Origin of the sequence: Shewanella sp. 10N.286.45.A1 (assembly GCF_041470405.1) — a bacterium.
GTDB lineage: Bacteria > Pseudomonadota > Gammaproteobacteria > Enterobacterales > Shewanellaceae > Shewanella.
This window is the reverse complement of the sequence record NZ_JBFRMK010000069.1, coordinates 1-20,922: the sequence shown is the minus strand read 5'-3', so window position 1 is coordinate 20,922 and position 20,922 is coordinate 1. Positions and strand designations below refer to the sequence as shown.

Genomic DNA, 20,922 nt, shown 5'->3' with positions numbered 1-20,922 from the left:
AAATGATCGGCATTACTCTAATGAGCGGTTTTTATTTTGCTATTATCTAATATTTAAAAATCGTAATGCACTGAAGCTCTCACATAACTAGGCAGCAGGAAGCTATCCGTATATCCATAACGATCGTTCTTCGCACCACTATCAAACTCATATTGCTCATCTACCCCCTTCGCACCATCAAAGTTGAAGAGCTTGAACACATTAATACCAATTGCATTAAGAGTTTGACCATTCAGCGGGCTTCAAAACGCTGTAGGCAAGTTTTAACTATTCTGATGTGACATTAATGAATTAGAACCTCGCTTCACTCCCCTCTTCGCTTATTGCTAGCGGCTTGGTTTATTTTTTCCATTCAAAATCAGCCCCTCACTCCCCCTGGAGGTCAGAGACTATGAATACCATTAATGCATGAGGATATAAATATAGAGTACGAGATTAAGGAACGATTATCGAGAGTTACCCAAGAACTATAGCCAGGGGTAATTAATATTCCTACCGACTCCCCGATCAAACCTTTCTACTGATCAGCATAAACTTCGCTGTTAGACCAAGTACCATTGAATGCGAAACCTTCGAGATATAGGGGAAGTTAACGTGTACGCTGGGCCAATTGATGTAAAACGCCTTCACGTAATGCGCCACCAGATAGGTGTAACTTTTCAATATTAAGCAGTTCAAATAGTGCTAGCAGTATTGCTACGCCAGCTGCAAAGGTGGGGGCTCTCTCAGGCTTTAATCCAGCGATGGCAAGCATTGACACTGATTCTTGAGTGAGAATTTCGTGCTTAAGTGTATGTAAAACATCTAGGCTAATAACCGCTGATAGACCACGAGCATTAAGCAGTTCAACCACAGATTGCACGCTGCCAGAGGCACCAACAACACCATGCCAGCCAAGATGTGTTAGCTGTTGCTCATAATCGCCTAACGCAGCTTTAACGCTATTTTTAACTTGGTCAAAGTCGAGAGTCTGAAAAGGAAATTGATTAAAGAAGCGATTATTGAAAGTGACACAACCCATCGCCAGACTGGTTTTAAGTAGAATATTATCGCCGTCACCAATAATAAACTCGGTACTTGCTCCACCTATATCAATCACTAAGCGTCGTCCTGAACCTTCAGTGGTTGCCGCCATGCCTTGATAGATTAGCTGCGCTTCTTCAATACCGGAAATGATACGAATTGGATGAGGTAATACCGTGAGAGCTTGCTGACAAAAATCATCAGCATTACTAATTTTTCTTAAAGTCGCTGTCGCGATGATCTCTACATTATCTGCAGACACCCCTTCTTTAATAAGCATCTCAGAGAACATTGCGAGGCACTCAATACCTCGCGTCATTGCTGACGGGTTCAGCGACCCATCAGCCTCTATCCCTTCAGCCAAACGCACCTTACGCTTGTATTTGGCAACAATTTTAGGATGGTGGCTAACGGTTTTAGCCACCATCATATTAAAACTATTGGAGCCTAACGTAATGGCTGCATAGCTAGCTGAGGTCATTTACGCAATATCTCTGTTACGAATGTCTACGTGTCTTGTCATGACGACGTGGTGCATTACCACGATGACCGCCTTGTGGGCGAGAGCCACTACGATCGCGAGAATTACGGCTGTGACTGCTTGGTTTGCGATGGATACGTTTTGGCGCAGGGATATCATCAAGCAAAGCTTCACTGTCGTAAGATGTCACCGGAATTGAGTGTTGAATATAACTCTCAATAGCAGGTAGGTTCAACGCATACTCTTCACAAGCAAAGCTAACAGAGACCCCTTTTTGACCTGCTCGACCAGTACGACCGATACGGTGTACATAATCTTCGCAGTCATCTGGTAGGTCATAGTTGTATACGTGAGATACATCAGCAATATGCAATCCACGTGCAGCAACGTCAGTTGCCACTAAAACATCAATTTCACCATTCGTGAACTGCTCCAGAATACGTAAACGTTTCTTTTGCGGCACATCACCAGTCAGCAAGCCAACGCGGTGTCCATCTCCCTCAAGCCATGACCAGACTTTTTCACAACTGTGTTTGGTATTTGAGAAAACAATGGCTTTTTCTGGCCAATCTTCTTCGAGCAAAGACAGTAACAACGGCATCTTCTCTTCCATCGATGGATAGAAGATCTCCTCTTTAATATTCTTAGAGGTTTTCTCATTCGGCGCGATTTCAACTTTTTCAGGTTCGTTCATGTGATCATATGCCAACTCTTGTACTTTCATAGAAAGCGTTGCAGAGAACAGCATATTCAAACGTGATTTAGCATCAGGCATGCGCCTAAACAAGAAACGAATGTCTTTAATGAAGCCTAAATCAAACATACGATCCGCTTCATCAAGCACTACCGCTTGAATCGCACTCACGTCTATAACACCTTGACGAACGTAATCGATGATACGACCTGTAGTACCAATCAAGATATCGATACCTTTATCAAGCACTTTACGCTGTGCTTCATAACCTTCACCACCATAAACAATGCCGACTTTAAGGCCGGTATGCTTAGCTAATTGGTTGGCATCTTTAGCAATCTGAATAGCAAGCTCACGTGTTGGCGCCATGATGATGGCTCGTGGTTGATTGATTTTACGCTCAGTTGGGGCAGCTTCAGTCAACAGGTGGTTAAATGTCGCGACCAAAAAGGCTAATGTCTTGCCCGTACCCGTTTGTGCTTGTCCGGCGATATCTTTTTTCGCTAATAAAATCGGCAATGATAACGCTTGGATCGGCGTACAAAACTCAAAACCAACTTCGTTAAGTGCTTGTTGAACTTCTTTATGTAGCGGGAAGTCGGCAAACTTTTTTGTAGATAAATGTGTTTCGCTCATAGCGCAGGCTTACCTGTAAAAGGTTGCAATAAGAAACGTGATCGTTTGAAATAACGATATTATTTTTATCGCTGAAAATTGGTACACACTCAGAGAAACGTTTTTCACGATATTTGTAGCACCGGTGACGGAATCACTATTCCCTCTATTTTATAGTGATGCTATGAAATTTTAGCGTGTATTTAGCGTTCTCTTAAGGCGAATTAAATACGTTTTTAGGCGTTAGTCATCGTTGACTTAGGCTCACTATGCCTATAAATCATCGTCTTGTCTAAAGCGTTTTTCGATACCCGAGAGTAGCGGCTTTATTAAATGATTAACTTTTAGCTTGAAAAGCTATTTTACCGACCCAATATACAGGTTAAGCCATTAACAAACCAGCAATGGCAACCAAACTGGAGAACAACATGAGCGACAAGATTGTATACCTAAGCGACGATAGCTTCGAAAATGACGTAATTAACTCAGAACTACCAGTTCTGGTTGATTTTTGGGCAGAATGGTGTGGTCCTTGTAAAATGATTGCCCCTATCTTAGATGACGTAGCTGAAGAGTATGCAGGTAAGATCACTGTTGCTAAGTTAAACGTTGACCAAAACAACGTATCACCAGCTAAATATGGTGTTCGTGGTATTCCTACTTTACTGCTATTTAAAGCTGGCGAGCTTGCAGCGACCAAAGTGGGCGCGCTTTCAAAGACTCAACTTAAAGAGTTTATTGACGGCCAACTCTAATATACCAACCGGTATAAAGATTTGGTCGCTCAGCGAAAATTTAGCGGTTTTGAGGCAAAAAAATGAGTGAAGTACATAGTTATTCTATGTTCAAACTCATTAACGCAGCATCGGAGCCGCTAACACTCGCCTGTAAGGAGTGTTAGCGGCTTCCTACTTCGGTGTTGGATAAAGGCATAAGGGGCAACCATTATGGCAATTATCCGCCTTGAATTAGTTCGCCAAAAAACACTCTGAGTAGACCCACTACTTATACCGATTGGTATAACACTTTAGTGGCTCTATGAGTCACTAAAGCAAGTTAGAGTGACTCCCGACACAGCTTCAACAAGAAAATGTGTCGGGTTTAACTAAATTTCTAGACGCCCCGCCAAGTTAGTGCTACTTTAATAACCAAAGCGATTCTAACTAACCCACTTCTCGCTATCCGATCGATATTCAAAAAGTTTTAACCTCATTGATCAAAGATGGCATCGTCACGCAAAAAACAAGACCCACCAAGATGAATTTATCAGAATTAAAAGACACATCGATTTCAGATTTAGTACAACTAGCCCAAGACATGAAGCTCGAAAATATGGCCCGCGCTCGCAAGCAGGACATTATTTTCTCTATCTTGAAAGCCCACGCCAAAAGCGGTGAAGATATTTTTGGTGGCGGTGTATTAGAGATCCTACAAGACGGTTTTGGTTTCCTACGTAGCTCTGATGGGTCTTACTTAGCGGGTCCAGATGATATTTACGTATCACCAAGCCAAATTCGCCGCTTTAATATGCGCACCGGTGATACTATCTTCGGTAAGATCCGCCCACCTAAAGATGGTGAGCGTTATTTTGCACTATTGAAAGTCACAGAAGTGAACTTCGATCGTCCAGAAAGCTCTCGCAATAAAATCCTGTTTGAAAACTTAACGCCACTGCATGCAGAAGAACGCTTACGCATGGAGCGCGGTAATGGTTCTACAGAAGATATTACTTCGCGTATTTTGGACTTGTGTTCACCGATTGGTAAAGGCCAACGTGGTTTGATTGTTGCGCCGCCAAAAGCCGGTAAAACACTATTACTACAGAACATGGCGCAAAGCATTACCTACAACAATCCAGATGTTGTATTGATGGTGTTGCTGATTGACGAACGCCCTGAAGAAGTGACCGAAATGCAGCGCATGGTTAAAGGTGAAGTGATTGCTTCTACCTTTGATGAGCCAGCAAGCCGTCACGTACAAGTCGCAGAGATGGTTATCGAAAAAGCTAAGCGTCTTGTTGAGCATAAGAAAGACGTAGTCATTCTTCTTGATTCGATTACTCGTCTAGCACGTGCCTATAACACTGTTATTCCTTCATCAGGTAAAGTACTGACCGGTGGTGTTGACGCTAACGCACTACACCGTCCTAAGCGCTTCTTTGGTGCAGCCCGTAACATCGAACATGGCGGTAGCTTAACCATCATCGCAACAGCGCTTGTTGATACAGGTTCTAAGATGGACGAAGTCATTTACGAAGAGTTTAAAGGTACTGGTAACCAAGAGTTACACCTTTCTCGTAAAGCAGCTGAAAAACGCGTATTCCCAGCGATTGATTTCAACCGTTCAGGTACTCGCCGTGAAGAGAAGCTCACAACGCCAGATGAACTTCAGAAAATGTGGATCTTGCGTAAAATCTTGAACCCAATGGATGAAGTAACAGGCATGGAGTTCCTTATCGATAAATTGGCCATGACCAAAACCAACGATGAGTTCTTCACCGCAATGAAGCGCGCTAAAACTTAAATTAGCCGTTACAAACATAAAAAAACCGCATTTATGCGGTTTTTTTTATGTTTGCTATTTAAATCAGTCTAGAATTTTTCGTAAAGATAATCTGATAAAACCAAATGATTCATCTTGCTCTTCTCGTGTAATAGACCAACCATGTTTTTGATAGAAGTTAAGCGCTTGCTGGTTGCCCTTAAAGGTTTCTAATCGCAAATGCTCATACCCCTCAGCGTATTGCATCGCTTCAACCTTTTCTAATAAGTCACTGCCTAAACCAGAACCTTGTAACATAGGACTTATCATCAGTATGTGGATAAATCCCTCTTCTGCAGCGCAGTAACCCGCGATAACGCCGTCAACCTCTAGCACCACAATATTTGTTAGTTGTTCTATAACCTCTTTATCGCTGCCGCCACCATTTATAAACCAATCTACGCCTTCGTCACCCAAAAAGGAGCGATAACACTTATCTATCGTCTCTCTAGCCAAAGCCTGTAATATGGTTATGTCAGTCTGTTCTGCAGGTCTAATAACCTTTACTGGCGGCTTTGCAGAAGTGTCTTTTAAACAGCGACCTTTAGTCCTGGCCAGCCATACTTTACAGCGCTCTCTAAGCATGTCTCGCAGCAATAAAACCACAGGCGTAACATGCTCGCGCCCAGGACAAACCAAGTATAAGTCCGCCTCTTCACCCGCGTATTCAGTGAGCATTGGCACTAGTCGTCCTGCATCAATATCATCGGTCAGATCTAACCATGACTTATAAACCACACCTTGCCCAGCAACCGCCCAGCGCCTGGCAACATCTGCATCGTTGCAAGTGCGGTTAGAGGTCACCCGTACTTTATGCTTCTGGCCATCGCGACTGAAAAACCATTGGTCATGAGTACGTTCATCCAACATAAAGAACAAACAGTTATGTTGCTGCAGTTGCTCTAATGAAGTCACTGCCCCCATGCGCTCAATATATTCAGGTGAAGCACATAATACCCGGCTGGAATTACAAATCTTAAAGGCCACCAGCGATGAGTCCTTTGGTTTACCAGAGCGCAATGCCACATCTATTTTGTCGCGATAAAAATCTGATAAGTTATCGCCGATATGCAGCCGAAGATTAAGATCTGGATACTTAGAAAGTAAATCATCCAGCCATGGCAGTACCACATTACGGCCTACATCTGATGGCACAGCGAGACTGATAGAGCCGGATATTTCCGCAAGGCTTGAGGTAATTGCACGCTGCCCCATATCAAGATCTGCAAGTGCACTTCTGCAATGGATCAAGTAGCGCTCGCCAGCGGCGGTTAATCTAAGGCTGCGAGTACTGCGGATAAATAGCGAAGTACCAAGCTCTTTTTCTAACCTTTTAAGCCCCGCGCTAGCAACTGCAGTTGAAATATCAAGCTCAACAGCCGCTGCAGTTAAACTGCCGCAATCGGCCACTCTAACAAAAAGAGTTAAATCATTTAGCTGCATTATCAATATTCCATCTATAAACCAGCAAAAATTATCATCTAATTGTAGATAATACAGGGGTAAACGTCACCCACAAAAAAACCTGCAATCGCAGGCTTTTTATGTCGGGAACATTTATGCCAAGGCCCATGGATGGTCAGCCTTGGTATTTAGGGAACATTTATGCCAAGGCCCATGGATGGTCAGCCTTGGTATTTATGTCGGGAACATTTATGCCAATTCAGCCAAATCATATTCCGCTTTGAGATCTATCCTAAACTAGCGTCACCGCCATCTTGCGTCTCAGGTAAGCTATCTGCTGCATATGTGGCAAGTCTTTCGGACAGTTATCCTGACAGCCTAATAACGTCATACAACCAAATACCCCATCTTGATTACCAATCACATGGTAGAAGTCTTCAAGCTCACGACCATCGCGACTATCAAGCTCGAATCGTGCCAGTTTCATCATGCCAACGGCACCCACAAATGTGTCACGCATCTGCGCCGTAGCACAGGCTGATACACAAACACCACACTCAACGCAGCGTTCTAGCTCATAGAGCTTGGCGGCTTCCGCGGGATCCATCGGCGCCTCTAACCGATGCACATCAATATCATCAGTTACAGGGTGTAGCCAAAGCTTTAAACGCTCAGCAAGTTCACGCATAAACTTACCCGTGTTCACTGAAAGATCGCCAATCAATTCAAATCCAGGCAATGGCATCAACATGATGTCGCCTTTAGGGTACTTAGTGGTTAAGGTACGGCAGGCTAATGTTGGAAAACCATTAATCACCATCGCACAGCTTCCACAGATCCCCGCGCGGCAGACAAAATCGAATTGCAGAGAGGTATCTTGCTCTTCACGCAACCGGTTAAGCGCAATAAATACCGTCATCCCCGGTGTTTCTTCGAGCTGGTATTTTACCATTTTGGGCTTATCACCCGGCTCTTGTGGGTCATAACGGAATATATTAAAGGTTAACATGCGGCCTTTTTTCGCTTCTTGGCTCATTTAGCCTCTCCTACAACTTGCTGCGGTGTCATTTCACTTAAACGCTCATTTTTTGGTGCTAACGATTCAGGAACTGCAAACGGCATTAGTGCAGCTTGGCGCTCATGTCGGTCAGCTCCATCGCCTAATTGACTCAAGATCTCGGTGATCTGATGTTCACGTTTCTCGGTATCAGGGTGCGCAATCGCATTATTAATACCATAGCCACGGTATCCAGGCGGCAACTCCATCTTCATCACATCCAGCTGTTCGTAATCAAGTTGTGGTGATAACGCCTCTGCGTCTGGCCAGCTTGCCAACGTGCGGCTTAGCCAGTCTTTATCGTTACGCTGCGGGAAGTCTTCACGAGCGTGTGCTCCGCGGCTCTCAGTTCGAGCAGCAGCACCCACAGCAACAGTTAGTGCTACCTTAAGCATACGCTTAACTCGCAGTGCCTCAACAAGCTCAGGGTTAGCGTGACGTTTCTTACATTTCAACCCTAGCGCTTTGGCGCGCTTTAATAACGCTTGTAGCTCATTGACCGCTTTTTCGAGCTCTGGGCCATTACGGAAAATACCAACATAGTCCATCATAATCCGCTGCATCTGCTGTTTGAGCTCGAACGGACTTTCAGTACCTTCCCCGTCGACTAAGTCATCTATCTCGTTTTGTACTTTGTCAACAAAGGTCTCAACCAGACCGGTATCAATTTCTAAGGTGTTCTCTTGGCAGAAATCAGCAACGTACTTACCGATGATCATGCCACCCACCACGGTTTCTGCTAGCGAGTTACCCCCAAGGCGATTAAAACCATGCATATCCCAACAAGCTGCCTCACCAACGCTAAACAGTCCTTTAAGCTGTGGGTTTTGCCCAGTAGCATCGGTGCGAATGCCACCCATAGAGTAATGCTGTGTCGGTCTAACCGGGATCCAATCTTTAGCAGGATCGATACCTAAGAAGTTCTCACAAATCTCTTTAACTTCACGCAGGTTGGTTTCTACATGCTTACGCCCAAGCAAAGTAATGTCGAGCCATAGATGCGGCCCGTAAGGACTGTCAACGCCCTTGCCTTTACGCATATGCTCGGTCATACGACGTGAAACAACATCGCGCGATGCCAGCTCTTTCTTCTCCGGCTCATAGTCGGGCATAAAGCGGTGGCCATCTTTGTCACGTAATAAGCCCCCATCACCTCGGCAACCTTCGGTAGTCAAAATCCCTACCGGTACAATGGCGGTTGGATGGAACTGCACAGCTTCCATGTTACCCAGTTTGGCGACACCGGTTTCAAGCGCTAACGCTTGACCAATCCCTTCACAGATAATGGCATTGGTAGAAACTTCGTAAATGCGGCCATACCCCCCCGTTGCAATGGTGGTCGACTTAGCAACGTAAGCACGCAACTCCCCGGTCACCAAACAGCGCGCCACCACACCATGACAACGCTTGCCATCATGAATAAGCGACAATGCTTCCATACGCTCGTGTACAGGAATATCCATCGAGATAGCTTTGTTATCAACGGCATATAATAACGAGTGACCAGTACCATCTGCGGTATAACAGGTACGCCACTTCTTAGTACCACCAAAATCACGTGCGTTAATCAAGCCATGCGCCGCTTCCGCTTCTTCAATGGTGACCTTTTCAGCGTTAACCACCACTTGTCGTGGCCCTTTAGTGACTCGAGTCCAAGGGACGCCCCAATTTGCCAACTCGCGTACGGCTTTAGGTGCACAATGGGCGAACATCCGCGCAACGTCTTGATCGCAGCCCCAATCAGACCCTTTTACCGTGTCTTGGAAATGCACATCTTCATCATCACCCATACCTTTTACGGTATTACCTAGGCTTGCTTGCATGCCACCTTGCGCCGCCGCCGAATGTGATCGCTTGGCAGGGATAAGTGACAACACCACAGTATCTAGCCCACGCTCTTTCGACGCGATAGCTACTCGTAATCCAGCAAGTCCAGCGCCGACTACTAACGAATCGGTATATATCAGTTTCACACGTGCTCCTTAAGCGGGTGCAGAGTCAGTTTATGGTATATGTTCAATTACTTGTTCAACTCAACATGATTGCTAAGCCGTTTTATATTTTTATAAATTCTCTCTATTACGCATTTGCATAGGGCAAAAAGGCTAATAAAGAAGCGATCCCCACGAGGATGAATATAACGCTTATAATGCTCTTAATTTTTTTCAACCTACTGCGGCTATTGAGATCTCTGGCGGCGCCCCACTTTATTGCTACTCGGTACATTCCAATCGCAGCATGTAGCTCAACACATAGCAGCAATGGCAGATACAGCAGCCACACACCTTGTAGCCAAATCCTGTCAGCACTGCCATAAGGGCCAATGGTCTCCGGCGCCGCGCCGATTAGCCACAAATGCACCGGCAGGGTTAGAAATATCACAATACCCGTTGCAGCTTGCCAAACCCATAAGCGGGTATCACCGTGATTAACCACATTAAGCTGCTGCTTAAGGGCTTTTTGCTGGCGCAAATTCAGTGGCATTTTATGAGCTGCCACTAATACATGGACCAAAGCAATAACGGCGATAACCATGGCCATAATGGTAACTACCCAAGGGTAGCCGTGCCCATCAGCCGTTAAGAAACTCAGCTCCATGGTTTTAGCAACCCATGTCATTGCCTCTGCGCCAAGCAATATCGACGACACCAATATCAGGTGAGTCCACAAAAATATTGCTAGAACAACCCCACTGACGCTTTGACTGATATCAAGCCAACCACTCAATTTACCGCGATTTACTATTCCCATTGCTTACCTATCCATGCTGTAAAAGCGTTGCTGAACGACAACACCAATGTCGCTCACAAATCACTTATCAACCGTGAGATAGATCAATAAAAAAGCATTTACTCAAGCTGTCGCTAATTTATCCAAACAAGAACTACAAACCTTGGTTAACTTGGACGATAGGCCTCTACTGGCACGCTCAGGTCGCTACCAATCACTAGGTATGACACTAAACTAAGCACACCAATAATAATCAGATAGATAATTAAACCCTTTGCCAGTTTACGTAGCCCTGTGCGTTTGGTGGTTAAGCCCCATTTAACTGCCACCCTATAAAGACCAATCATGGCATGGATCACCACAGCCGGTAGCAATAGCGCATACAGCAACCAAGCATTTTGGTGGTAAACACGCTCAGCAGAGAGATGCGGGCCAATCTCAGGATTAGCAATCATGGTAAAGAGATGCACTGGAACTAAGAAGAATAGAACGAAGCCTGTCGCTAGCTGCCAGAACCACGCATGGCTATCTTTGTGATTAATCACCGACATATGGCGTCGAAGTGCGCGCCACTGCCCAAGTTGTGCCGGAAAACGACGCAAAGCCACCGCAGCATGTACCATTACCACCAGCAGCATGAACACAGAAAACACCTTAGTCACAATTGGGAAGCCGTGGCCAGTAGAACTAAACATGCCGCCCTCTAAAAACTGCACTACAGTATAAAACGCGTCTTTACCGAGTAAGATGCTAGATTCAAAATGCAGGTGAGCTAACAGGAAGCAGCCCATCAGCACACCAGTGATACTTTGTATTTTGTCCGCTTTTGCAGATGCGGGGTGTCCATTTGTGCTTATGTAGGATGCTAGCATGGTGTCCGTCTTGTTTATCTTACGCCTAGTAGTGGGACTTACACTGTAGCAAGATGTCTCTCAAAGCGTTGTGCCACCATTTTTAATCGTGACCTTGCTCACCCTATTTCAGACCAGCATTAGAGCCAGTTCACAAACAAAGGGGTAAAACAAAAACAGTGGTAATACCTTTTAACCAATATTTTTCAGCGACTTGAGTAAAACTTTCAAACAAAACAAATATCATTACCTTTTACAGCTTGTTGAAATTTTTGGTTATTATCCAATCTATAAGTCGTTAACTGAAAACATGAATATTATCCTCATCTTCTGCATCTTATAGCGGTTTGGGTATACAATACGCCCATATATCTAGCAAACGAGAACTCCCATGCCTTGGATCCAACTAAGAATTGATACTGACGGCCCTCATGCTGACGCACTTAGCGATCAGCTGATGGAAGAAGGGTCAATTTCTATTACCTTCGAAGACGGTAAAGACACCCCTATATACGAACCAACTTTGGGTGAAACGCCACTGTGGAACCACACAGTCATCATTGCGTTATTTGAGGCAGACCACGATTTAGCTCCAGTGGTTGAACGCCTGAAACTACTCCCTTACCTCGGTGAGAACTTCAGCCATAAGATAGAGCAAGTTGAAGACAAAGATTGGGAACGTGAATGGATGGATAACTTCCACCCTATTAAGTTTGGCGACCGCCTGTGGATCTGCCCAAGCTGGCGTGAGATCCCTGATCCTACTGCTGTTAACGTGATCCTTGATCCGGGTCTAGCATTTGGTACCGGGACTCACCCAACCACGGCGTTATGTTTAGAGTGGTTAGATGGCCTTGATTACCACAATAAAGATGTTATCGACTTTGGCTGTGGTTCAGGTATTTTAGCCGTTGCAGCGTTGAAGCTCGGCGCAGAGAAGGTGACAGGTGTTGATATCGATTACCAAGCGATTGAAGCCTCTAAAGCAAATGCCGAGCGCAATGGCGTTGAAAATCAGCTTGCCTTATATCTGCCAGAAGATCAGCCTGAAGGGTTAATCGCCGATATCTTAGTGGCAAATATTCTTGCCGGACCACTACGTGAACTGGCACCTTTAATTGCCGAAAAAGTAAAGTCTGGTGGACAACTGGCGCTTTCAGGTCTGCTAAAAGAGCAAGCTGAAGAAGTTTCAGCTTTCTACAGCCAGTGGTTTAACATGGACGCGCCTGCTCACAAAGACGACTGGAGCCGCTTGACAGGGATACGTAAATAACGGTATTACGCGGCGCACTCTGCGCCGCGACAGACTTCTCACCTAGCAAAAGTCAAGCAAAAAAGTTGCCCTCAGGTCATTTATTGACCTTTTCACAGGCTTGAAAAAGGCGTACTATAGCGCCCCTTTGACGAGCAAGGTGATTTGATAAATGCAGATTGGACCCTATCGACTGAAAAATCAGCTGATCGTGGCACCAATGGCAGGCGTCACAGACCAGCCCTTTAGAAATCTTTGTATTCGTTATGGCGCAGCCATGGCGGTTTCAGAGATGCTTTCATCTAATCCTGATGTTTGGGATACCGATAAAAGCCGCTTGCGCATGACACACGCAGGTGAAGACGGAATACGTTCGGTTCAAATTGCGGGTTCAGACCCTGAGTTAATGGCGAATGCTGCCGCTGTGAATGTACAGCAAGGTGCTCAGATCATTGATATCAATATGGGCTGTCCGGCGAAAAAAGTGAATAAGAAGCTAGCAGGTTCAGCACTGCTGCAAGATCCACAGCAGGTAGAAGCAATTCTTAAAGCCGTGGTCGCCGCAGTAGATGTACCGGTTACGCTAAAAATTCGAACGGGTTGGGCTCCAGAGCACAGGAATGGTGTTCATATCGCCCAGATTGCAGAAGATTGTGGCATTGCCTCGTTAGCCGTTCACGGCAGAACGCGACAATGCATGTATAAAGGCGAAGCCGAGTACGACACCATTAAAGCGATTAAAAAACAGATCTCGATACCTGTCGTCGCTAATGGAGACATTTTAACGCCAGAGAAAGCACGTTTTGTGCTGGATTATACTGGTGTGGATGCTTTGATGATTGGACGGGGCGCTCAAGGACGGCCTTGGATATTTAGGGAAATCCAACATTACCTGGATACAGGTAAGAAGCTAGCGCCCGTTGAAACGGATGAAAAGCGTCATTTGATGCTTGAACACCTTAAAATGCTTTACGCACTGTACGGCGATTATAAGGGCATTCGTTTCGCAAGAAAGCACGTTGGATGGTATCTAAACCAAGAATCACAACGCGCTTTTAGAGCCGAATTTAATCGACTCGAAACCGTTGAAGAACAATGTTCCATGGTGGAACGCTATTTTGATGAATTTGTAGCAAATTAATAAAGAGCAGAATACGAATGTTTGATCAGACAACTCACACTGAAGTTCACCCACTTACTGTTGGCAAAATTGAAACTGCAAGTGGCGCAATCAAGCCACAATTACTACGCGATGCAGTTAAGCGTGCAGTAACAAACTTTTTCGCTCAAATGGACGGGCAAGAAGCTGAAGAAGTATACGAAATGGTGCTAAGCGAAGTTGAAGCACCTCTGCTAGATATCATCATGCAACACACTCGCGGCAACCAAACTCGTGCTGCAAACATGCTAGGTATCAACCGTGGTACTTTGCGTAAAAAATTAAAAAAATACGGCATGAACTAAGACTAACGTCTTAAGCTGTTGTATTGAAACGGGCTTCTCAGTAATGGGAAGCCCGTTTTTGTTAACTTGCTACTCAATTTGCTACTCACAGTATTTAATACTAATTTATCCTTTCCAGGCTTCCACACCACCTCCCTTCTCAATAGTTACTCTATACAGATCAGCAACTAATACCACAGCCAAGAACCTATATTAGGCAAGTAAAGGTGAAGTCGGCACCTAATCGATACCTGCTGGGGATAAATTGCCTTGTCGGAGGTTTTGATGGTGAACGGGTAAAATGAAGTTTTGAAATTCGTCGATACAGGAAAAAAGAGAGCTTTTTTCATCGCTAGGAAAAGAACAGTATTTTGGCTTAATTGAATAATCAAAGTGATCGGAGACAATAACTTAGAAGTGGATTTAACAAAGGATCATTTTTTAGGATTTCCGTTTCAAAAATCTGGGGTATTGATCTAAAAAATTTTAAGTAACTAGCATACAACAAACTGAAACAGCACTAGCCTGCACACCTGCAATACTCAATTGGCCTGTCACAAGCCTTACATACACCATAAGCCATATTGAATTTACTTTTATCTAATGTCCTTTGAAGTTCAATATTAGGCAAGCTCTCATAGCTGCGCTTTACAGGAGCGGGGGCGACGGAGACTACTTTGTTTTCTCCTGTTGCATGTACCTCTATTGCGCTGGCGACTTTAGATATTTTCCTTGCTTGTTCTAATGTTATTGATCTAGAGCCTAGGCGATCAGCTTGTTTTCTGAGAGCTGCTATGAGCCCATTGGGAAGCACTTCTTTTTTGTGGAGTGATATGAGGAGCTCTTGATTGAAGTAAACATCCACACAGTCATAGTATCTCGACTTAACGATACTTAGCTCATTCTTACCAGTGAGGTGTATTGTTTGGCCAATTTTGGCTGAAGGGTTTAATAGGGGGGTCTTCTTTGGTTTTGCCAAAGATGGCTTCAAGTTACTCTCTGTAGACTTAGGTGTTGGAGAATTACCCTGCTCGCTATTATCACTACCTTTAGACCGAGAAGAGTTGGCTACCCCCCAAGCAACACCTGCCACCAGCGTAAAGATACTTATTACAACCAAAGCCTCTATTAGCATTGTTAATGCTCCCTCTTAGATTGATCTAATAGGTTCGCCGCTGCTTGCTTTTTGATTTTATTACCGCAGCTAGTGGGGGTATCTCTTCTGTAGTTGATACAGCCCCAGAACTCACCGTAGGGACCCTTTCTTAGTTTCATATCACCGCCACAGACGCTGCAAACAGGGGCTGTGTGGCTACAAGTATCATTTAGACACACCTTAAAGCCCGTAAAGCGTATACGTGTCATGGGGCTACCACAAAGCTCACAACCCTCCTCCTTGTGGTCACACAAGGGGTAGTGGGAGCATGAAAAGAAGGGTTTGAACTTGCCGACTCTGGGTTTCAGCGTGCCAGTGGTGCAGCGTACACAACTAATCTCTTCAAAGATCTGCTGTACTAGGGAGGTACTGAACTCCTCTTGCTCAATGGCATAGTTTTCCTTGAGTAGTTCGACCACAAATGGGCTAGCATCTGTCATATCGGCAAGTACATATGCGCGATGTTTTGCTCGCGTTAAGGCGACATAAAATAAGCGACGCTCTTCTGCAAATTCAAATGCCTCAGCCTGAGGTAAAAATGCATCAAGTATTGGTGGAGTAACTTTCGTGGAAGGGAAGCCATGCTTTCCCGTTTTCATCCCCGTGATCACCACATAATCTGCCTCTTTACCTTTTGAGGCATGAAAGGACTGACATTCAATCGTTAGCTTTGGATACTGCATGTTTAACTGCTTTAATCCAATCCTATCGGGTAGTTGAAACCAGAAGCGAGCAAGCAGATACACAACAGGTTGAGCTTTTGACTTAGTGCTAAATTTATCCTCAACCTTTTCAACACGCTTGTTAATCGCATTTAAAGCTTGTTCAAGTGCATTTGGGCTTGGCTCATCTTTAGTTGCTGGCTCCTGTTCGCCTCGGCGGATCACTGAAACTGTAGGGTAGCTAACCTGCGATAGGGAGCGGATATCTTTCTTTAGCTGCACTGGGTTCTTAGTCACAAACTGTGTTGCTACATCACCAATGCTACTGTTGAATCTGAACGTCTGATCTAAGTACGTTTTAGTAGTAGGGCCGAAATACTCTGTAAACTGTGTGGTTAAGCTGACATCGGCACCACTAAAGCGATAGATTGCCTGCCAGTCATCACCAACACAAAACAGTGAGGCTTTCGGTTTGCGCCCAGGTAAGCACGAATCCCTTAACGCTCTAACTAACCGTGCTCTAGGCTCTGATATATCTTGAAACTCATCGACCATGATATAGGTCCACGGGCTAATGAACTGCCCATGTTGAAGATAACTAAGTGCTTTACCTATCATATCCTCAAAATCTATATCGCCTGAGGCTGACAGATGCTGCTGGTAAGGGCTTAGTATCGGCTCTAGCAGCTCAAATGCTTTACGGGTTTGCTTGGCATCTGCGGCATTATTTAATACCTTCTCTAGCCCGTTATTATCCAAGCAAGCAGCTTTATACAAGCCAATGAGCTTACTGAACAGCTTAGCTAACTCGGTCACACGACCAAGTTCATTAAGCGTTGCGAGTATCGCTTCATCAGGTAGAGGGGACTCTTTGATCTCTAACTTCTTAATAGCGTGTTCGAGCTTTTCAATGAGCCTGCCTTTTTTATGCTGATGATAAAACAGTTCAAGGCAGACTGTTTCATGCTCCTTGTGCAGCTGGCGCTTCCACTCCATCGACTCCAAATATTGCTGGTTATCGATATAAGGCGCGGTACTATCATTTTCATCAGTGCCGTAATACTCAATATACACACCGTAATCAGGTAGGTAGAAGTCAGGCTGATATTGGCGGAAATCAACACTACTTACATCATGCTCATACTTAGCTTCATACTGGTACTCAATGCCATTACTGAATAGCCAATTAGAGATGTATAGCTCGCCGAAACTCTTTACTCGCTCCCCTTTTAGGGTGCGAATATCGTTGTCTGTTAAGTACTGGAAATACTCACCCTCTGATTCAAAATCAAAAGGGCTTTTCTCAACATAATAGTATTGACTAAAGTACTCAAACAGCTGTTTGCGATAGGCATCATCTTCGATCAAAGTTTCAAGGGTGCTTTGTACCCATCTATCTTTGGCTTTTTCATCCTCAGCCCAAGGAGACAGGCTAGGTGACTTGCCCTCAACTTCAGCAATGACTCTTAAACCTAAGCTATGGAAGGTGCTAGCTTTAATATCGTCGGTATCTAGCTTCTCTTTTATCCGTTCATCCATCTCATCTGCGGCTTTTCTGCCATAGGCGAGCAGCAAAATATCATCAGCTTGTGCCTGACCACTTTTGACCAAGTAGCCAGCACGACCCACCATAACGCTTGTCTTTCCTGTACCGGCACCCGCTAATAACAAGTTATTGTTATCATCAATGATGCAGGCTCGTCGCTGCTTATCGGTCAGAGGGTTAGATTCAACATGCTCAAAGAAATCGGCAAACTTGATCAGCTGGGCTCGAACATAGTTTTCACGTAGCCTTTCTATATCGGATTGGCTCCAGCTATGCATCTGCTTTAACTTGGTTAGCGCTGTTCTTATATCCTTGGACAATGCAACTTTTTCACACCAGGGAAACCAGCGTTTGTATTCGCGCTTAACTCTGGCCTGTATCATCTCTAAGCGTGATTGGCGCAGGTACTCCGTAGCAATGGTGCGCTCAACTCTAGCCACCAGCTCACAGATACTTTGCCCATTACCTGCAGCCCACAGGTGTGCGGCCTTTTTGCCAAATTGATAATGAGCGAGGTAGGTTAAGTACGGCAATTGGTAAGCCTTACCTGATACGGTAAAGCTAAGTAGATAACCTAAAGGGCTCAACATAAATGCTGGTGGCGAATCTAGCTGTTGCCACTTGTAACTGACTTCTTCCTTAGACTTGTTTGTTGCTCTATACCCAGCAGTAAGCAGACCTTTGCCACGATGAAACGTAATACCACTGTGGGTAAGCTTTACAGCATCAGGCTTGCCCATATAGAAATGGCCAAACCAACTGTGTTTAATACTTTTTTCAGACTGCTTTGATGACAATTGTTAACCTGTAAAGCCTATGGTTAACAATTGCTCCTCTGCTGCACTGCCCAAATAACACCTTAGTGCAGAAAAGAATTTAGGCCAGCACCCATTTCCATCTTTTTTCATCAGAGCTAGGGCAAGCTTTTGCCGTGCTTGTTCTGCTGTCAATCCAGAATTGACAAGTACCTGCAAGTTTTTATTTGCATGAGCTAACTGCTCTTGCCGTAATCGATTTAACCGCTCAGATTTTAGATTCAAACAATCGATTGTAGCTTGGGCTTTACCAATATCTACACCAGCTAGATTACAGTTATCTTCATTGACAGATGTCTCGCCAGTGGTTCGCTGAAAGTTATATAGAAGTGGACTGTGTGGAAGGTTGAGAGGATTTAGGATAATATTATCCAAATCGTCATCATCTTTAAGTGCGCCGCAACGTAAATTTGGGTTGGTATGTCGATTGTCAGCATCGACTACATTCTTGCTCTTACCACCTAAGCAGCAAGCGAGCATGTTATCCCAATCTAACGCCCAGTTATGTGCTGTAGTTTTATCTGATTTAGGGTGAAAGTGTTCAACCTGAAAGTCAGACTCTTCACCCTCGACATCTCGCTTTAACAGGTCAATTTCACAATATGCACAGATACCACCTTGATCTCGTCGAAGGTAGTCTTGAATTTCATCTCTGCGATTGCTATTTGACTTACACCTTGGCCACGAGAAGTTAGGCTTACCAGCTCGGTAGGCTACCAATAGTGGTGGCTCTTTACCCTTTACTATGTTCTTCATATCAGCGGTCTAGCTCCCTGATGCTGATATCCATATCGAGATTGCTAAGCTCAGACTCATATTCACCAGCCCACTTATCTAATTCTTTTCGAAGATCTTTTGCATCCTTGCAATCCCACTTGTTATTTTCAACATATTGCTGATACTTTCGCAGCGACTTAACTATTTCAAGGTGTTCTGCTCTAGAAGATTTAACACCTAAAATATCCATCAAAACTTGTTGGAACTCAGCCCCTTCAGAGAAATAAATCGGCATTAACGTAGGGCTTTCTCCTTGCCAATCGATAACTCTTATCTGTGTTGGCTTTACTGTACTTACTATTTGAGGGCTGTGGGTGGATACAATAAATTGAACAAGTGGAAATGTTCTCGCCAAGTCTCTTAATATAGTTTGCTGCCAACCTGGGTGTAGGTGAAGATCGACTTCATCAATCATCACCACCCCTTCAGTTTGAAGTGGGTCTGGCATATCTGGATTAGCTTCGGCCATGCGTGCTGCAATATCCATTACCATGGCTAATGTTGTACGGTACCCATCACTCAACTGCTCTATGCGAAGTTGTTTCGTTTCACTTCTTTCACTATTCTTCCAGTCGATCATAATTCCGGCTGGCGAAATTGCTCTGGGGTTTGAAAATTCTGGCATTAGCCTATGAATTGCCATGCGAATAGCTTTAAGCTCAGGTAATTCAATATCAAATGAGCGATTCTTTTTGTGTAATTGTGCTTCCTTGTCTTCAAGTGTATAAAAATATTCAACAAAACGTCTAAAGTTAGTTCGACTTTCTAGTGCACCACTAAGCGCTCCAAAGCGAGTAAAGTCATTGCCAAAACCTTTTGTTCGTTGTGGTATATCAAAGACACCGCGTCCAGTTCCATAATGTATAAAAATAGGCAGTTCAAATTCTTGCTCTTCGTTTTGAGCATCAATGAATTGATCTGCAAAATCGTTAAGCTGCTGAAGGCCTAGTGATTTAGGGATTTGGTTTTCCGTTTTCTTGGATTTATCTCGTTTTGCATTACGATCCCAGGTTTCGCCTGTAAAGCTTTCACAAGTAATTCGTACATAAGGTGGCTTTTTACCGTTAGGAAATACTTGTAAATCAGAGTCTTTAAATGTAATCCCAGCTACTTTAGGCAGACGTGTTAAAAATGCACCAAGTGAAATAGCTACACCATCAAGTACGCTAGATTTACCTGCACCGTTGCGAGCGACTAACACGGTGAGTTGCTTATCGAAGGTGATCTCGAAATCACTGAACCGTCTAAAGTTTTTTAAAGTTAACTTCTTAACCTTCATTGAGCATCACCTTCTTACTTGATTTACTTTTGGTCGATAGCTTAACACGCAGGACTTTAATCCGACACCGAGCACTCATCATACTTTTGCCTTTTTAGCTCTGGGCTTTTTCTTAGCGGCTTTAGCTGCTAATGCAAGGGCTTCACGTTCGGCTTTGATGCGTTCAAGCAGGGCTTCAGCGCTGTTTTCACCTGTTATCAATTCAGGGTTGGCAGCGCGCCACTCGGCGGTGAGTTCGCCTCTGAAGGCTTTAGCGAGTATCGACTGGGTGAGATTGTTCACTCGTGCTTGTGCTTCATTAACCTGCGCCTCAACTTTATCGGCGAAGGCGAATAGCTCTTCGACGCGACGGACACAAAATCGTCGGGAATAGCGCTGCGGCGCAGTAAGAAGTTGGACTGCTGAAAGCAGGGCCGAAGGCCGAGTATCAGGGATGATACGAGCAATTTCGGTTTGTTCTGTACCACCAGCTAAACTCATACGAAAAATAATACCCATTATGCTTTTGCCTTTTTTGCTCTAGGCTTTTTCTTAGCGGCTTTGGCAGCTAATGCAAGGGCTTCACGTTCGGCTTTGATGCGCTCAAGCAGGGCTTC

At 44.5% G+C, this 20,922-nt stretch carries 16 protein-coding genes and 2 pseudogenes; 5 read left to right on the top strand and 13 right to left on the bottom strand.

All coding sequences use genetic code 11. The features are described from left to right. Positions 1–589 precede the first annotated feature (589 nt). Together AB4238_RS05775 and rhlB are read right to left on the bottom strand one after the other, a co-directional pair. The gene (locus tag AB4238_RS05775; protein WP_372032155.1) at positions 590–1,504 is read right to left on the bottom strand and encodes an exopolyphosphatase; all 915 of its coding nucleotides are present in this window, start codon (positions 1,502–1,504) and stop codon (positions 590–592) included. A gap of 16 nt (positions 1,505–1,520) precedes the next feature. Next, a complete protein-coding gene (gene rhlB, locus AB4238_RS05770; RefSeq protein WP_372032153.1) occupies positions 1,521–2,834 on the bottom strand; it encodes an ATP-dependent RNA helicase RhlB in 1,314 nt (437 codons plus the stop codon). A gap of 407 nt (positions 2,835–3,241) precedes the next feature. Here rhlB and trxA point away from each other — a divergent pair, with 407 nt between their 5' ends. Both trxA and rho read left to right on the top strand, forming a co-directional pair. Then, positions 3,242–3,568: a thioredoxin TrxA gene (trxA, locus tag AB4238_RS05765; RefSeq protein ID WP_020910647.1), complete on the top strand. Its 327-nt coding sequence runs from the start codon at positions 3,242–3,244 to the stop codon at positions 3,566–3,568. Positions 3,569–4,070: 502 nt separating this feature from the next. Continuing rightward, entirely contained in the window at positions 4,071–5,336 is a 1,266-nt protein-coding gene (gene rho / locus AB4238_RS05760) for a transcription termination factor Rho (RefSeq protein WP_371990067.1), read from the top strand. Positions 5,337–5,399: 63 nt separating this feature from the next. Here the strand turns inward: rho and AB4238_RS05755 are convergent. The 6 genes and pseudogenes from AB4238_RS05755 to AB4238_RS05730 all read right to left on the bottom strand — a co-directional run. Further along, positions 5,400–5,708, bottom strand: a pseudogene (locus AB4238_RS05755) (GNAT family N-acetyltransferase); the annotation flags it as partial. Positions 5,709–5,918: 210 nt separating this feature from the next. Continuing rightward, positions 5,919–6,797 (bottom strand): annotated as a pseudogene (locus AB4238_RS05750) (LysR family transcriptional regulator); the annotation flags it as partial. Positions 6,798–7,050: 253 nt separating this feature from the next. Next, positions 7,051–7,794 (bottom strand): fumarate reductase iron-sulfur subunit, encoded by a 744-nt coding sequence (locus AB4238_RS05745; protein ID WP_372032152.1) that lies wholly within the window; start codon positions 7,792–7,794, stop codon positions 7,051–7,053. Further along, positions 7,791–9,788, bottom strand: a complete 1,998-nt coding sequence (locus tag AB4238_RS05740; protein ID WP_372032150.1) for a fumarate reductase flavoprotein subunit — start codon at positions 9,786–9,788, stop codon at positions 7,791–7,793. Before AB4238_RS05740 ends, AB4238_RS05745 begins: the two co-directional genes overlap by 4 nt. Positions 9,789–9,894: 106 nt before the next feature. After that, positions 9,895–10,566: a fumarate reductase cytochrome b subunit gene (locus AB4238_RS05735; protein WP_372032149.1), complete on the bottom strand. Its 672-nt coding sequence runs from the start codon at positions 10,564–10,566 to the stop codon at positions 9,895–9,897. Between the two features lie 146 nt (positions 10,567–10,712). Further along, the gene (locus AB4238_RS05730; RefSeq protein ID WP_371990059.1) at positions 10,713–11,417 is read right to left on the bottom strand and encodes a fumarate reductase cytochrome b subunit; all 705 of its coding nucleotides are present in this window, start codon (positions 11,415–11,417) and stop codon (positions 10,713–10,715) included. Between the two features lie 370 nt (positions 11,418–11,787). Here AB4238_RS05730 and prmA point away from each other — a divergent pair, with 370 nt between their 5' ends. The 3 genes from prmA to fis all read left to right on the top strand — a co-directional run bounded on the left by prmA (position 11,788) and on the right by fis (position 14,112). Continuing rightward, positions 11,788–12,669: a 50S ribosomal protein L11 methyltransferase gene (gene prmA, locus AB4238_RS05725; RefSeq protein ID WP_372032148.1), complete on the top strand. Its 882-nt coding sequence runs from the start codon at positions 11,788–11,790 to the stop codon at positions 12,667–12,669. 151 nt (positions 12,670–12,820) lie between these two features. Beyond that, the gene (gene dusB / locus AB4238_RS05720) at positions 12,821–13,789 is read left to right on the top strand and encodes a tRNA dihydrouridine synthase DusB (protein WP_372032147.1); all 969 of its coding nucleotides are present in this window, start codon (positions 12,821–12,823) and stop codon (positions 13,787–13,789) included. Between the two features lie 17 nt (positions 13,790–13,806). Next, positions 13,807–14,112 carry a DNA-binding transcriptional regulator Fis gene (gene fis, locus AB4238_RS05715; protein ID WP_012153658.1) on the top strand — a complete coding sequence of 102 codons (306 nt, stop codon included), beginning with the start codon at positions 13,807–13,809 and terminating at the stop codon, positions 14,110–14,112. 499 nt (positions 14,113–14,611) lie between these two features. Here fis and AB4238_RS05710 read toward each other — a convergent pair whose 3' ends face one another. The 5 genes from AB4238_RS05710 to AB4238_RS05690 all read right to left on the bottom strand — a co-directional run bounded on the left by AB4238_RS05710 (position 14,612) and on the right by AB4238_RS05690 (position 20,824). After that, positions 14,612–15,226, bottom strand: a complete 615-nt coding sequence (locus AB4238_RS05710; RefSeq protein ID WP_372032145.1) for a hypothetical protein — start codon at positions 15,224–15,226, stop codon at positions 14,612–14,614. Positions 15,227–15,228: 2 nt separating this feature from the next. Then, positions 15,229–18,252, bottom strand: a complete 3,024-nt coding sequence (locus AB4238_RS05705) for a UvrD-helicase domain-containing protein (RefSeq protein ID WP_372032144.1) — start codon at positions 18,250–18,252, stop codon at positions 15,229–15,231. Positions 18,253–18,255: 3 nt separating this feature from the next. Next, positions 18,256–19,026 carry a retron system putative HNH endonuclease gene (locus AB4238_RS05700; protein ID WP_372032143.1) on the bottom strand — a complete coding sequence of 257 codons (771 nt, stop codon included), beginning with the start codon at positions 19,024–19,026 and terminating at the stop codon, positions 18,256–18,258. Between the two features lies 1 nt (position 19,027). Then, positions 19,028–20,326 carry an AAA family ATPase gene (locus AB4238_RS05695; protein WP_372032141.1) on the bottom strand — a complete coding sequence of 433 codons (1,299 nt, stop codon included), beginning with the start codon at positions 20,324–20,326 and terminating at the stop codon, positions 19,028–19,030. 78 nt (positions 20,327–20,404) lie between these two features. After that, complete coding sequence (locus AB4238_RS05690; RefSeq protein ID WP_372032139.1) at positions 20,405–20,824, bottom strand: hypothetical protein; 420 nt, start codon at positions 20,822–20,824, stop codon at positions 20,405–20,407. Positions 20,825–20,922: the final 98 nt, after the last annotated feature.

What these genes read in the sequence shown, in the direction of transcription:
- AB4238_RS05775 (WP_372032155.1), bottom strand. Translation starts at nt 1,504, where the DNA reads ATGACCTCAGCTAGCTATGCAGCCATTACGTTAGGCTCCAATAGTTTT.
- rhlB (WP_372032153.1), bottom strand. Translation starts at nt 2,834, where the DNA reads ATGAGCGAAACACATTTATCTACAAAAAAGTTTGCCGACTTCCCGCTA.
- trxA (WP_020910647.1), top strand. Translation starts at nt 3,242, where the DNA reads ATGAGCGACAAGATTGTATACCTAAGCGACGATAGCTTCGAAAATGAC.
- rho (WP_371990067.1), top strand. Translation starts at nt 4,071, where the DNA reads ATGAATTTATCAGAATTAAAAGACACATCGATTTCAGATTTAGTACAA.
- AB4238_RS05745 (WP_372032152.1), bottom strand. Translation starts at nt 7,794, where the DNA reads ATGAGCCAAGAAGCGAAAAAAGGCCGCATGTTAACCTTTAATATATTC.
- AB4238_RS05735 (WP_372032149.1), bottom strand. Translation starts at nt 10,566, where the DNA reads ATGGGAATAGTAAATCGCGGTAAATTGAGTGGTTGGCTTGATATCAGT.
- AB4238_RS05730 (WP_371990059.1), bottom strand. Translation starts at nt 11,417, where the DNA reads ATGCTAGCATCCTACATAAGCACAAATGGACACCCCGCATCTGCAAAA.
- prmA (WP_372032148.1), top strand. Translation starts at nt 11,788, where the DNA reads ATGCCTTGGATCCAACTAAGAATTGATACTGACGGCCCTCATGCTGAC.
- dusB (WP_372032147.1), top strand. Translation starts at nt 12,821, where the DNA reads ATGCAGATTGGACCCTATCGACTGAAAAATCAGCTGATCGTGGCACCA.
- fis (WP_012153658.1), top strand. Translation starts at nt 13,807, where the DNA reads ATGTTTGATCAGACAACTCACACTGAAGTTCACCCACTTACTGTTGGC.
- AB4238_RS05710 (WP_372032145.1), bottom strand. Translation starts at nt 15,226, where the DNA reads ATGCTAATAGAGGCTTTGGTTGTAATAAGTATCTTTACGCTGGTGGCA.
- AB4238_RS05700 (WP_372032143.1), bottom strand. Translation starts at nt 19,026, where the DNA reads ATGAAGAACATAGTAAAGGGTAAAGAGCCACCACTATTGGTAGCCTAC.
- AB4238_RS05695 (WP_372032141.1), bottom strand. Translation starts at nt 20,326, where the DNA reads ATGAAGGTTAAGAAGTTAACTTTAAAAAACTTTAGACGGTTCAGTGAT.
- AB4238_RS05690 (WP_372032139.1), bottom strand. Translation starts at nt 20,824, where the DNA reads ATGGGTATTATTTTTCGTATGAGTTTAGCTGGTGGTACAGAACAAACC.